Below are 14639 nucleotides of genomic sequence, written 5' to 3'. Positions count from 1 at the left end.
ATGAACATTCACGAGCACCAAGCAAAAGAAATTTTAAAGAAATATGGAGCAATAGTTCCAGCAGGATTTTTTTCAACAAGTGTTGATGACTTGATTGAAAAAGCAAAAAATTTAAAAACTGAAAAGTATGTTTTAAAGGCTCAAATTCACGCTGGTGGTAGAGGTAAAGCTGGAGGAGTTAAAATTCTTAATACACTTGAGGAATTAAAAAATTCAGCAAATGAGTTGCTTGGAAAAACACTTGTAACTCATCAAACTGGACCAGAAGGAAGAGAAGTTAAGCGATTATACGTTGAAGAATCCTCTAATATAGAAAAAGAATTCTATTTATCATGTTTAGTTGATAGAGCGAGCTCAAAGATTGCATTTATTTCAAGTGATCAAGGTGGAATGGATATCGAAGAAGTAGCAAGCTCAAATCCAGAAAAAATTATTACAACTAAAGTTGATATAGCTGAAGAAATATCAGATGCAGATTGTGAGTCAGTAATTAAAATTTTTGATTTAAAGAGTGATGCAAAAGATCAAGCAATTTCATTAATCAAATCGATTTATAAAATGTTTATTAGTACAGATGCAAATATGGTTGAGGTAAATCCTTTAATTTTAACAAAAGAGGGAAAAATTGTTTGTTTAGATGCGAAAGTTAATTTCGACTCTAATGCATTATTTAGACACCCTGAAATTTTAGAATTAAGAGATCTAAATGAAGAAGATCCAACTGAGATTGAAGCTAGTAAACATGATTTAGCGTATATCAAGTTAGATGGAAGTATTGGATGTATGGTTAATGGTGCAGGTCTAGCAATGGCAACTATGGATATAATCAAATTATATGGTAAAGAGCCAGCTAATTTCTTAGATGTAGGAGGTGGAGCCTCAAAAGAAAAAGTTTCTGCAGCATTTAAAATTATTCTTTCAGATAAAAATGTGAAGGGAATTTTGATAAATATTTTTGGGGGAATAATGAGATGTGATGTGCTTGCACAAGGAGTAGTGGACGCTGCAAAAGAAATTAATATTAGTGTACCTTTAGTAGTTCGACTTGCAGGGACAAATTTTAAAGAAGGAAAAGAAATTTTAGATAATTCAGGTTTAAAATTAATTTCAGCAGAGAACTTAGATGATGCTGCTAAGAAAATTGTTGAGGCTATTAAATAAATGTCAGTTTTAGTTAATAAAGAAACTAAAGTAATTTGTCAGGGTTTTACAGGTGCACATGGAACTTTCCATTCAGAGCAAGCAATAAAATATGGAACAAATTTAGTAGGAGGTGTTACTCCTAAAAAAGGAGGTCAAAAGCATTTAGACAGACCTGTATTTAATTCTGTAGCTGAAGCTAAAGATGCAGTTGGGGCAGATGCCACTATGATTTATGTGCCTGCAAAATTTGCTGCCGCAGCAATTATAGAAGCTATCGATGCTTCTGTTGAATTAATTGTTTGCATTACTGAAGGTATCCCAATTCAAGATATGCTTAAGGTTAGAAAAAAATTAGATGGGTCTAATAGCAGACTTATAGGTCCAAATTGTCCAGGAATTATAACTCCAGATGAATGTAAAATTGGAATTATGCCTGGTAATATTCATAAAAGAGGATCAGTTGGAATTGTGTCTAGATCTGGAACTTTAACCTACGAAGCGGTTGCTCAAACAACTGAAAATGGATTAGGGCAATCAACATGTATCGGAATTGGAGGAGATCCTATAAATGGTACAAATTTTATAGATTGTTTAGATCTGTTTTTAAATGATGAAGAGACACAATCAATTTTAATGATTGGAGAAATAGGAGGTTCTGCTGAAGAGGAAGCTGCAGAATTTTTGAAAAACCATAAGATTAAAAAACCAACAGTTGGATTTATAGCTGGAATTACCGCGCCACCAGGGAGAAGAATGGGGCATGCAGGTGCAATTATTTCTGGAGGTAAAGGTGGTGCAGAGGATAAAATAAAAAAAATGGAAGAATGTGGAATTACAGTCGCAAAATCACCATCAATAATTGGTAAAACTTTATTTGATAAACTGTCTAATTGAAAAATATTTTTTAGAGGGATATATTAAATAAATAAGATGTCATCATCAAAAAATCTCGATTTCGAAAAAAATTCATTTTTACATAAATCAAATAGTGCATTCATTGAGCAAATGTACTTAAAATTTATTAACAAAGATAAAGATCTCCCTGAAAGTTGGTTAAATTATTTTGAAGGAATCGGTGATGAAATAAAAGTAATTGCTAATGAAATAAATGGACCGTCATGGGGACCAGAAAAGACCAAAATAAATATTGATGAGCTTCAAAAGAAAATAGATGAAAATGAAATTACTAATTTAAATAATGAAAAAATAGATACTTCAGAAAAATTTAATTTTCAATTACTTGCAGATTCTAACAAAGATTCGATAAGTGCAGTTGCGTTAATCAGAGCTTACAGATTAAGGGGGCATTTGTTAGCTGATCTTGATCCTTTGGGAATGAGAGAGTCTGAATATTTAGATGAACTTCATCCAGAGTTTTATGGTTTTAAGAAAGAAAACTATGAAAGAAAAATTTTCTTAAACGGTGTGATAAATAAAAAGTATGCCAATATTAAAGAAATTTTAAAATTTATGAAAAAAACCTATTGTGGAAAAATAGGTTATGAGTTTATGCACATTTCTAATCCTGATGAAAGAAAATGGTTTAGAGATAGAATTGAGCAAGACGATAAAGCTCTTCAGTTTACTAAAAATGGTAAGGAAGCAATTCTAAATAAATTAGTTCAAGCAGAAGGTTTTGAAAAATTTTTAGCAACTAAGTATGTTGGTACAAAAAGATTTGGATTAGATGGAGGAGAAAGTTTAATTCCTGCACTTGAGCAAATAATTAAAATTGGTGGTCAACAACAAATTAAAGAGGTTAAAATTGGAATGTCTCATAGAGGCAGACTAAATGTTTTGGCTAACGTTTTACAAAAATCTTATAAAAGAATATTTAATGAATTTGCTGGTGAATATAGTGATGACTCTGAGGATAGTGCTGGAGATGTAAAATATCATCTTGGTGCATCTTCTGACAGACAATTTGATGGAAATTCTGTTCATGTTAGTTTGACAGATAATCCATCTCACCTTGAAGCAGTAAATCCTGTCGTTTTAGGACAAACTAGAGCAAAACAATTTTTTCATAAAGACAAAGAGAGAAACAAAGTTATCCCAATACTAATTCATGGTGATGCTGCATTTGCTGGTCAGGGTGTGGTAGCAGAATGTTTTGCCATGTCAGGTCTACCAGGACATAACACTGGTGGAACTATTCATATAATTGTAAATAATCAAATTGGTTTTACAACGAGTCCTCGATTTGCAAGATCGTCACCTTATCCTTCTGATGTTGCAAAAATGGTTGAGGCTCCAATTTTACATGTTAATGGAGACGATCCAGAGGCAGTTGTTTATGCTACCAGAATAGCTACAGAATTCAGATTAAAATTTAATAGAGACGTTGTAGTAGATTTAATTTGTTACAGAAGGTTTGGTCATAATGAGGGAGATGAGCCATCGTTTACTCAGCCATTGATGTATCAAAAAATTAAATCTCACCCAAGTGTATATAAAATTTATGGGAATAAACTGGTTAATGAAAAATCAATTACTCAAGAATTATTAAATCAAAATGTTAAATCATTTAAAGATTTATTAGATGATCAATATAAAAGTGCAAAAGACTACAAGCCTAAAATAGAATGGTTTGAGGGTACATGGTCAAGATATAAACCTGAGAAAGGAAAAGATAAAAGAGGAATATCAGGTTTTGATGAGGAGAAATTAAAAATTATTTCAAAAAAAATAAATACAGTACCATCAGAAAAAAATATTCATAAAACTATTAGTAAAATATTAAATGCGAGAAGAGACTCGATTGAAAAAGGAGTGGGAATTGATTGGTCTTCAGCAGAAGCTCTTGCGTTTGGATCTTTGTTAGTTGAAGGATATCCAGTTCGTTTAGTTGGACAAGACTCTGGTAGAGGAACTTTTAGTCAAAGACATTCTGTACTAAGAAATCAAATTGATAATTCGAGATATATTCCATTAAATAATATTGTCAAAGGTCAAAAACAATTTGAAGTAGTAGATAGTTTTTTATCTGAACTTGCAGTTTTAGGTTTCGAATATGGTTACAGTTTAGTCGAACCAAACACTCTAACAATTTGGGAAGCTCAATTTGGAGATTTTGCAAATGGAGCTCAAGTTGTGATTGATCAGTTTATAGCATCAGGTGAGAGAAAATGGAATAGAGCATCAGGCCTTGTAATGTTGTTACCTCATGGATACGAAGGTCAAGGTCCTGAACATTCATCTGCTAGATTAGAAAGATTTTTACAGTTATGTTCAAACGACAATATGCAAGTTATGAATTGTACAACTCCAGCCAATTATTATCATGCATTAAGACGTCAAATGCATAGAGATTTTAGAAAACCACTAATTATAATGACTCCAAAGTCATTACTCAGAAATAAATACTGTGTTTCTAACTTAGAGGATTTTAACAAACAAAATACTTTCCATAGAGTTTTGTGGGATCATGCGATCGATCCAAAATCAAATGGTTTTATTAAACTTAAAGAAAGCTCTGAGATTAAAAAAGTTATTCTGTGCTCAGGCAAAGTTTACTTTGACTTACTTGACGCTAGAGAAAAATTAAAAAGAGATGATGTAATTATGTTTAGAATAGAACAACTTTATCCTTTCCCAGCAAAAGCTTTAGTAAACGAACTTAAACCTTATGCCAAAAATGCTAAATTCTTTTGGTGCCAAGAAGAGCCAAAGAATATGGGAGCATGGTTTTCAGTGAGAGATTATATTCAATGGACATTAGATACTTTAAAGGCTAAATATAATGAAATTTCTTATATAGGAAGAAGCCCTGATGCAACTCCAGCAACTGGATATGCAAAGAGGCATAATTCTCAGCAACAAGAAATAATTAATAAGGTGTTTGATTAAATTATAATGAGTGAAAAAATAGTAGTTCCAGTACTTGGTGAGAGTATTACAGAAGCAACGGTTGCAAAATGGTTAAAAAAAACTGGAGATGCAGTTGAAGCTGATGAACCAATTGTAGAACTTGAAACTGACAAAGTTAATTTAGAAGTCCCATCACCAATAACTGGTGTTTTAACAGAAATTAATTCACAAGATGGCTCTACAGTGGAAGTTGGAGCTTTATTAGGTTCTGTTTCAGAAAATGGTTCAGCAAAAGTGATACCAACTGAAAAAAAAGAGGAACCCAAACAAGTTGAAGAAACTCCTCCTGAAAACAATGTAATAAAATTAGATACAAATAAAAAAGAACCAGAAATTTTTGAAGATAAAAAAACAGAAATTCAAAAACCTAAGCCCTTAGTTTTGACTGAGGAAGTAGCACCAAAACCAGCTCCAGTAATAGATAATAAAAATGATACTTTGTCTCCTGCTGTCAGAAAAATTGTTACTGAAAATAATATTGATGTTAATTCAGTTCAAGGTTCAGGAAAAAATGGTCAGGTTTTAAAAGGAGATTTAATTGGTCTAATGGGAGCAAATCCAAAACCATCAGAGAGAAAAATTCAATATGGTCAAGAAGAACGAATTAAAATGACCAGACTAAGACAGACAATTGCTAAAAGGTTAAAACAAGCTCAAGAAAATGCTGCATTACTTACAACTTTTAATGAAGTTGACATGACAAATATAATGGAAATGAGAAAAGAAAATCAACAAGACTTTCAAAGTAGATATGGAATTAAATTAGGCTTCATGTCATTCTTTGTTAAAGCATGTGTAGTGGCCTTGAAACATTTCCCTGCTGTTAATGCTGAAATTGATGGTGATGAAATTATATATAAAAACTATTATAATATTAGTTTTGCTGTAGGTACGGATAAAGGTTTAGTTGTTCCAGTTTTAAGAAATGCAGATGAGCTTTCATTTGCTGATATTGAAAAAAATATCAAAGATATTTCTGAAAAAGCTAGAGATGGAAAATTAACAATTGAAGATCTACAAGGAGGAACATTTACTATCAGTAATGGTGGAGTATATGGATCAATGTTATCAACTCCAATTCTAAACTTACCTCAATCAGGTGTTCTAGGTATGCACAACATTGTAGAGCGCCCTGTGGTAGTAGAAGGTGAAATAAAAATAAGACCTATCATGTATTTAGCTCTTTCTTATGATCACAGAATTATTGATGGCAAAGAATCTGTTTCTTTCTTAAAAATGATTAAAGAAAATCTAGAAGATCCTAGAAGACTATTTTTGGATATTTAAATGTCAGAAAAATTTCAAGCTGTAGTTATTGGAGGAGGGCCTGGTGGTTATGTTTGTGCAATTAGGCTTGCACAATTAGGTTTGAAAACAGCATGCATAGAGTCTAGAGGTTCACTAGGTGGAACTTGCTTAAATGTTGGCTGTATACCATCAAAAAGTTTATTAAATCTCTCTGAAGAATTTCATAAAGTAAAAAATTTATCCAATAAGGGTATCGAGATAGGTGAGGTGAAACTTAATCTTGAAAAGATGATGAAAAGTAAAGATAAAGCTGTAACAATATTGACCAAAGGTGTTGAATTTCTTTTAAAAAAAAACAAAGTTACTTATTTTAAAGGTCACGGAAGCTTTAAATCAAAAAATCAAATCTCAATTAAGGATGACAAGAATAATGAGACAATCATTGAGTCAGAAAAAACTGTAATAGCAACCGGGTCTGTGCCAGTTTCATTGCCTGGAATTGATATTGATGAAAAAGTAATAGTTTCCTCAACAGGAGCTTTAAAATTAGAAAAAGTACCAAATAAAATGGTTGTGGTTGGGGGTGGCTACATTGGTTTAGAGATGGGTTCAGTTTGGTCAAGATTAGGCTCAGAAGTTCAGGTCGTAGAATTTTTAGATCATATTACACCTGGAATAGATAAAGAAATTTCATCTGAGTTTATGAAAATTTTAAAAAAACAAGGCATTAAATTTAATATGCAAAACAAAGTTGAAACAATTCAGAAAAATGACAAAGGAGCAGTTGTTTCAACAGTAGATAAAGATGGCAATAAAAACAATTTTGAATGTGATGTGGTGTTAATTTCTGTTGGTAGAAAGCCAAATACGGATGGACTAAATTTAGATGCAGTAGGAATTGATTTAGATGAAAGAAAAAGAATAAAAACTGACAAAACTTTTAAAACAAATGTCGAAAATATTTTTGCTATTGGCGATGTAATAGTAGGGCCAATGCTTGCTCATAAAGCTGAAGATGAAGGAATCGCAGTTGCAGAAAATATTGCAGGACAATCTGGACATGTTAATTATGATACAATACCTGGTGTTGTGTATACTACTCCAGAAGTTGCATCTATAGGCAAAACAGAAGAACAATTAAAAGAACTTAATCAAAAGTATAAAGTTGGTAAATTTTCATTTATGGCAAATTCTAGAGCTAAAGCAATTGATGATGCTGAGGGATTTGTAAAAATATTAGCAGATGAGCAAACAGACAAAGTATTAGGAGCTCATATTATAGGCCCTCATGCAGGAGAGTTAATTGCTGAAATAGGTGTAGCTATGGAATTTGGTGCAAGTTCAGAAGATATAGCAAGAACATGTCATGCGCATCCAACTTTTTCTGAAGCAGTTAAAGAAGCTGCATTATCAGTAGATAAAAGAGCAATACACTCTTAATTTTTTTTCATATTATAAAAATATGAAATTTCCGATTCTTTTACCTAATATTTTTGATCATCCATTTACTTATGAAAGTAGTATTGATCTTAAATTAGGAGACTATGTGGAAGTTCCTTTTGGTAAATCAAAAATTACAGGTGTAGTTTGGGACGAATTTGAAAAAAATAGCAACAAAACATTCAAAATAAAAAAAGTTTTGAGAAAGTTAGATGTGACTCCTCTAAACAAAAATACTATTAAATTTTTAAACTGGTTTTCAGAGTACAATATTATTCCAAAAGGAATGTCTCTAAAGCTTATTTTGTTAAGTAGTCATGCAGTAGAAAATAAGGAGCTAAGTTCTTACAATAATTTTAAAAGTGAGATTAAAAATACATCTATAAAATTAACCAAAGATCAAATCAAAGCATATGAAGAAATGGTAAGCACTAACCAAAATTTTAGAGTGCACGTATTACAAGGGACAACAGGATCAGGTAAAACTCTTGTATATTTTGAAGCTTTAAAAAACCTTATAAAACAAGGATATCAGGGGTTAATTCTGTTACCTGAAATAGGTTTAACAGGTCAATTTGAAAAAAAATTTAATGAATATTTTGGTTTTAACGCAGCAGTGTGGCACTCAGGAGTTTCAAAAAAAAAGAAAGAATTAATTTGGAGCGGGATATCTAATGGAGAAGTTAAAGCAATTATAGGAGCAAGATCGTCATTATTTTTACCTTTTAAAAATCTAGGTATGATAATTGTAGATGAGGAGCACGATCAATCATTCAAACAAGATGAGGGCGTAACTTATAATGCACGAGATATGGCAATCTCTAGAGCTTCATTTGAAAATATACCAGTTAATTTAGTAACAGCTGTTCCATCAATTGAAACTTTTGAAAATATTCAAAAAGGAAAATATTCTTTATCAAAACTTACAGAGAGGTATAAAAATGCTTCATTACCAAATTATGAAATTATAGATCTTAATAAAACTAAACTTGAAAAACAATCTTGGTTATCAGATAAAATAATTGAAAAAGTAAATTTTCACCTTGAGAGAAAAGATCAGGTTTTATTTTTTTTAAATAGAAGAGGTTTTTCACCTCATGCGTTGTGCAAAAATTGTTTAACTAGCTATTCTTGTCCAAATTGTACTATCAACCTTGTTTATCATAAAAATAAAAATAATTTATTATGTCACTATTGTGGTTTTAAAACTGATTTAAAAAGAGATTGCTCAAAAGAGGGTGAATGTAATTTTGTCTTTAGTGGACCTGGTGTAGAGAGGATATCTGAGGAAGTTAAAAAAAAATTTCCTAATAAGGAAGTTGAAATTTTTTCAAGTGATACAATGAATAAAAAAGACTCATCAAGCAAATTAGAAAGAATTATAAATAATCAAACCGAGATATTAGTTGGTACACAATTAATTTCTAAAGGATTTCACTTTCCAAGTTTAAATTGCATTGTTGTTGTTGATATTGATTTATCAGCTAACGGAAATGATTTAAGAGGAGCTGAAAAAAATTTGCAGTTATATCATCAGTTATCAGGAAGAGCTGGAAGAACAGGAAAACCTGCAACAGTATATTTTCAAACCTATAACAATAATAAAAATATGATTTTAGAAATTACAAATAAAAATCCTGATATATTTTTAAAAAGAGAACTGGAAATTAGAAAAAAAAATAAACTTCCACCTTATCAAAGATTTATTTCTTTGATTATGACTGGTGAAAATCAAAAAAAATTAGAAAAAGAGGCTAATGACTTTAAAAATTATTTAGAAAACAATATCGAGGGAAATATATTAGGTCCAGTTGAAGCTCCTATATTTAGACTAAAAAGAAATTTTAGAGTCAGATTTTTAATTAGAGGCTCAAAATCTATGAAACTGCAAAATGCTATTGCAAAATCAGTTCCAAAATACAAATTTCCAAAAGGAATAAAACTTTCAGTTGATGTTGATCCAATTAACTTCAATTAGGCCCAAAAAAGAGGACTTTTTCGTCAATCAGTCACTTGAAGACATAAAGGTCATATGCTAATTAGAGCGTGATTTTTAAATAATCTTCAACATTTTAGAGGTATCAAGTTGAGCAAAGACACAGGATTTTCAATTACTTCAGCAGAAAGATATTCACTTGCGCTTTATGAATTATCTACTGAAAGCAATGTTACATCCCAAATAGAAGAGCAGTCACTCTCAGTTCTAAAATTGCTAGAACAAAGCCAAGATTTTTCAAATTTAATAAAAGATCCAACTACAAGCCAAGATGATTTATTAAAAGTAGTTAATACAATCTCAGAAAATTATAAATTTGATCAATTGTTAAAAAATTTTTTAAGTTTTTTAATTCAAAAGAGAAGGTTCTTTTTTGTAGAAAGAATTCTTAAAAGTTTCATCGAGATCTGTTCAGAAAAAAGGGGAGAACTAAAAGCCGAATTAAGATCTGCTAAACAATTATCTAATGAAGAAATTAAACAAATTACGGAAGAATTAACTAAAAACTTTAGTTCAAAAATAAAATTAAACTACAAACATGATGAAAGTTTAATAGGAGGTTTAGTAGTACAGGTAGGGAGTACTATGGTTGACACCTCAATTAAAAGTAAATTACAACAAATCGAAAATAGAATGATAGAGGCATAAATGGAAATAAATCCTTCAGAAGTTACAAAAATATTAAAAGAACAAATAAAAAATTTTGGAGATAAAGCAGAGGTTACTGAGGTAGGTCAGGTTTTATCAGTTGGTGATGGTATCGCTAGAATTTACGGTCTTGACAATGTTCAGGCTGGAGAGATGGTTGAATTTTCTGATGGCTCTAAAGGTATGGCCCTAAACTTAGAGAGCGAAAACGTTGGTGTTGTAATTTTTGGTGATGACAGAAATGTTAAAGAAGGTGATGTTGTAAAAAGAACTGGAAAAATTGTTGATACGCCAGTTGGAAAAGAGTTACTAGGTAGAGTAGTAGATGGTTTAGGAAATCCAATTGATGGCAAGGGTGCATTAGATAAAAGTGTACAAAAGAGCAGAGTAGAGGTTAAGGCTCCTGGAATTATCCCTAGACAATCAGTTAATGAACCAATGCAAACAGGTTTAAAATCAATTGATAGTTTGGTTCCAATCGGAAGAGGACAAAGGGAATTAATCATTGGTGATAGACAAACAGGAAAAACTGCGGTTGCAGTTGATGCAATCATAAACCAAAAAAAGATCAATGAATCAGGCGATGAAAAACAAAAATTATATTGTATTTATGTTGCTGTAGGTCAGAAAAGATCAACTGTTAGACAAATTCAAAAAACTTTAGAGGAAGCTGGTGCAATGGAATACACAACAATTGTTGCTGCAACAGCATCAGACTCAGCACCACTTCAGTTTTTAGCTCCATATACTGGTTGTGCTATGGGTGAATATTTCAGAGATAATGGAATGCACGCGTTGATTATTTACGATGATTTATCAAAACAAGCAGTTGCTTACAGACAAATGTCACTTTTACTTAGAAGACCTCCAGGACGTGAGGCTTATCCAGGAGATGTATTCTATTTACATAGTAGATTATTAGAAAGAGCTGCAAAATTGAGTGATGAACATGGTGGAGGATCTTTAACAGCACTTCCAATTATTGAAACTCAAGGTGGAGACGTATCTGCATTTATTCCAACAAATGTAATTTCAATTACGGATGGTCAGATTTTCTTAGAAACTGAATTATTCAACCAAGGAATTAGACCTGCAATTAACGTTGGTTTATCAGTTTCAAGGGTAGGTTCATCTGCACAAACTAAAGCGATGAAAAAAGTTTCAGGATCTATGAAACTTGAGCTTGCTCAATATAGAGAAATGGCAGCATTTGCTCAATTTGGTTCAGATTTAGATGCTTCTACTCAACAGTTATTGAATAGAGGATCAAAATTAACTGAGCTTTTAAAACAAAAGCAATATTCTCCAATGACAGTTGCTGAACAAGTAATTTCGGTTTTCTGTGGTGTTAAAGGATATCTTGATGATATCGATTTAAAAGATGTTGCAGGTTTTGAAAGTAAAATTATTGAGAAATGTAAATCAGAAAAACCTGAGATTATTGAGTCGATACAAAGCTCAGGAAAACTTGAAGAGGATAAAGAAAAGTTATTAGTTGAACTGATTACTCAATTAAAGGAAACCATTAAATCTTAATTTGATATGGCAAGTTTAGACGACCTAAAAAAAAGAATAGCTAGTGTAAAATCTACACAAAAGATTACTAAGGCTATGAAAATGGTTGCAGCTGCAAAATTAAGAAAAGCACAAGAAAGTGCTGAAAAAGGACGACCTTATTCAGAAAAAATGAACAATGTAATTTTAAACCTTTCTAGTGGAATTTCAGATAAAGAAAATGCACCAAAGTTATTAGCTGGTACAGGACAAGACAAAGTTCATCTTTGTGTTGTTATGACATCAGATAGAGGTCTATGTGGCGGGTTTAATTCCAACATAATTAAGAAAGCAAAGAGTTACTTTTCTAAAATTTTAGATGAGAATAAAGAACTTAAAATTATCACTGTAGGTTCAAAAGGCAATGACCAGCTTAAGAGAATTTATGGTGATAAAATAATTGAAAATATTTCTTTTAAAGAGTCGAAAAATGCAAATTATTTTGATGCAGATAAAGTAGGAAAAATTATTATTGAAAAATTTGAAGCAGGTGAATTTGATGTTTGTACAATTTTTTACAATAAATTTAAAAATGTAATTACACAAATCCCACAGGCTCAACAAATAATTCCTTTAAATGATGAGGGAAGTGAAAATAGTTCAGATGAAAGTTACGAATTTGAACCAGATGAAGATGAAATTTTAAGCAATTTGTTGCCAAAAAATATTTCAACACAAATATTTAAGGCAATGTTAGAGAATTCAGCTAGCGAACAAGGATCCAGAATGAGTGCAATGGATAATGCAACCCGAAACGCAGGTGAAATGGTTGACAAACTTACTATCGAATATAATAGAAGTCGTCAGGCAGCAATTACTAAAGAACTAATAGAAATCATATCAGGAGCAGAAAGTTTATAATTATGAGCAAAGGAATAATCACACAAGTTATTGGAGCGGTAGTAGACGTAAAATTTGAAGGAGAATTACCGGAAATTTTAACAGCATTAGAATGTAAAAATGGTGACAATAGATTGGTTTTAGAGGTTGCTCAGCACTTAGGAGAAACAACTGTAAGAACTATTGCAATGGATGCTACTGAAGGATTAAAAAGAGGAGATGAAGTTGTAAATACGAATGCTCCTATCCAGGTACCTGTTGGACCAGAAACACTAGGTAGAATTATTAATGTAATTGGTGAGCCAATTGACGAAAGAGGTGAGGTTAAAACTAAAGAAAGCTGGCCTATTCACAGACCTGCGCCTGAATTTAATGATCAATCAACTGAAACTGAAATATTAGTTACTGGTATTAAAGTTATCGACTTATTAGCACCATATGCCAAAGGAGGAAAAATTGGACTATTCGGAGGTGCTGGTGTTGGTAAGACAGTTTTAATTATGGAATTGATTAACAACGTTGCAAAAGCACATGGTGGATTTTCAGTTTTTGCTGGAGTTGGAGAAAGAACTAGAGAAGGGAATGATCTTTACCATGAGATGATGGAATCTGGAGTAATCAAGCAAGATGGCCCTGGTTCTAAAGCTGCATTGGTTTATGGACAAATGAATGAACCTCCAGGAGCAAGAGCAAGGGTTGCTTTAACTGGATTAACAGTTGCAGAATATTTTAGAGATCAAGAAGGACAAGACGTTTTATTCTTCGTTGATAATATTTTTAGATTTACTCAAGCTGGTTCAGAGGTATCTGCTTTATTAGGTAGAATTCCTTCAGCTGTAGGATATCAGCCTACATTAGCTACTGATATGGGTAATCTTCAAGAAAGAATTACAACAACAAACAAAGGATCAATTACTTCAGTGCAAGCGATTTATGTTCCAGCCGATGACTTGACTGATCCAGCACCTGCAACATCATTTGCTCACTTGGATGCTACTACTGTACTTTCAAGACAAATAGCTGAAATTGGTATTTATCCTGCAGTAGACCCATTAGATTCTACTTCAAGAATTTTAGATCCAAGAATAGTTGGTGATGAGCACTATAGAGTTGCGAGAGATGTACAAAGAATTTTACAATCTTATAAATCACTTCAGGATATTATTGCTATCCTTGGTATGGATGAATTATCTGAGGAAGATAAATTAGTTGTAGCAAGAGCAAGAAAGATTCAAAGATTTTTATCTCAACCATTCTTTGTTGCTGAAGTATTTACAGGTTCACCAGGAAAATTAGTTGATCTTGAATCTACAATCAAAGGATTTGATGCAATCTGTAAGGGTGAATATGATCACTTGCCAGAAGCAGCTTTTTATATGGTCGGTACAATTGAAGAGGCTATTGAAAAAGCTCAAAAAATGGAAAAAGAAGCTGCAGCTTAATGAGCGAAGAATTTAAAATTGAGATAGTAAATCCCGAAAAATCTTTTTTGGTTAAAGAAGATGTATCGGAAGTAGTAGTTCCTGCTTTTGAGGGAGAAATGGGGATATTAAAAGATCACATTTCAATTATCTCATTTTTAAAACCAGGTATTATTAAAGTAAGTTCAAAATCTGGTGATGAAAATTATTATATTGAGGATGGTATAGTAGAGTTTAAAAATAATAATTTATCTATTCTAACAAGCTCAATTTATAATTTGTCTGATATGGATAAATCTGTTCAACAGGATTTACTGAAAAAAGCTGAAGAAGAGGCAGGAAAGTCAGATATTAATGATCAAGCTAAATATTTAGTAGATCAAAAAATTGAAGTTTTAAAAACTCTTAATTAAGAATTTTTTTTACTTTATCTTTAACTTCTTTGTAAACGTGGAGTTTAAAATCAACCACTAAGTCTG

11 protein-coding genes are annotated in these 14639 nt (G+C 31.7%); all 11 read left to right on the top strand.

Annotated elements, in window-relative coordinates; genetic code table 11:
* The 11 genes from sucC to atpC all read left to right on the top strand — a co-directional run bounded on the left by sucC (nucleotide 1) and on the right by atpC (nucleotide 14573).
* A complete protein-coding gene (gene sucC, locus AMN99_RS01475; protein WP_075506080.1) occupies nucleotides 1-1161 on the top strand; it encodes an ADP-forming succinate--CoA ligase subunit beta in 1161 nt (386 codons plus the stop codon).
* Entirely contained in the window at nucleotides 1162-2037 is an 876-nt protein-coding gene (sucD, locus tag AMN99_RS01470) for a succinate--CoA ligase subunit alpha (RefSeq protein WP_075506079.1), read from the top strand.
* Between the two features lie 36 nt (nucleotides 2038-2073).
* Nucleotides 2074-4992: a 2-oxoglutarate dehydrogenase E1 component gene (locus AMN99_RS01465; protein ID WP_075506078.1), complete on the top strand. Its 2919-nt coding sequence runs from the start codon at nucleotides 2074-2076 to the stop codon at nucleotides 4990-4992.
* 6 nt (nucleotides 4993-4998) lie between these two features.
* Complete coding sequence (gene odhB, locus AMN99_RS01460; RefSeq protein WP_075506077.1) at nucleotides 4999-6300, top strand: 2-oxoglutarate dehydrogenase complex dihydrolipoyllysine-residue succinyltransferase; 1302 nt, start codon at nucleotides 4999-5001, stop codon at nucleotides 6298-6300.
* Nucleotides 6301-7701: a dihydrolipoyl dehydrogenase gene (gene lpdA / locus AMN99_RS01455; RefSeq protein ID WP_075506076.1), complete on the top strand. Its 1401-nt coding sequence runs from the start codon at nucleotides 6301-6303 to the stop codon at nucleotides 7699-7701.
* A 22-nt stretch (nucleotides 7702-7723) separates the two neighbouring features.
* Entirely contained in the window at nucleotides 7724-9679 is a 1956-nt protein-coding gene (priA, locus tag AMN99_RS01450; protein WP_075506075.1) for a replication restart helicase PriA, read from the top strand.
* A 108-nt stretch (nucleotides 9680-9787) separates the two neighbouring features.
* Complete coding sequence (gene atpH, locus AMN99_RS01445) at nucleotides 9788-10345, top strand: ATP synthase F1 subunit delta (RefSeq protein WP_075506074.1); 558 nt, start codon at nucleotides 9788-9790, stop codon at nucleotides 10343-10345.
* The gene (atpA, locus tag AMN99_RS01440) at nucleotides 10346-11881 is read left to right on the top strand and encodes a F0F1 ATP synthase subunit alpha (RefSeq protein ID WP_075506073.1); all 1536 of its coding nucleotides are present in this window, start codon (nucleotides 10346-10348) and stop codon (nucleotides 11879-11881) included.
* A 6-nt stretch (nucleotides 11882-11887) separates the two neighbouring features.
* Nucleotides 11888-12760 (top strand): F0F1 ATP synthase subunit gamma, encoded by an 873-nt coding sequence (locus AMN99_RS01435; protein ID WP_075506072.1) that lies wholly within the window; start codon nucleotides 11888-11890, stop codon nucleotides 12758-12760.
* 2 nt (nucleotides 12761-12762) lie between these two features.
* Nucleotides 12763-14181 carry a F0F1 ATP synthase subunit beta gene (gene atpD, locus AMN99_RS01430; RefSeq protein ID WP_075506071.1) on the top strand — a complete coding sequence of 473 codons (1419 nt, stop codon included), beginning with the start codon at nucleotides 12763-12765 and terminating at the stop codon, nucleotides 14179-14181.
* Nucleotides 14181-14573 (top strand): ATP synthase F1 subunit epsilon, encoded by a 393-nt coding sequence (gene atpC / locus AMN99_RS01425; protein WP_075506070.1) that lies wholly within the window; start codon nucleotides 14181-14183, stop codon nucleotides 14571-14573. Before atpD ends, atpC begins: the two co-directional genes overlap by 1 nt.
* Nucleotides 14574-14639 lie beyond the last annotated feature (66 nt).

Origin of the sequence: Candidatus Pelagibacter communis (assembly GCF_001180225.1) — a bacterium.
In the GTDB taxonomy this organism is placed as follows: domain Bacteria; phylum Pseudomonadota; class Alphaproteobacteria; order Pelagibacterales; family Pelagibacteraceae; genus Pelagibacter; species Pelagibacter ubique_D.
This window is presented reverse-complemented; position numbering and strand designations above follow the sequence as displayed.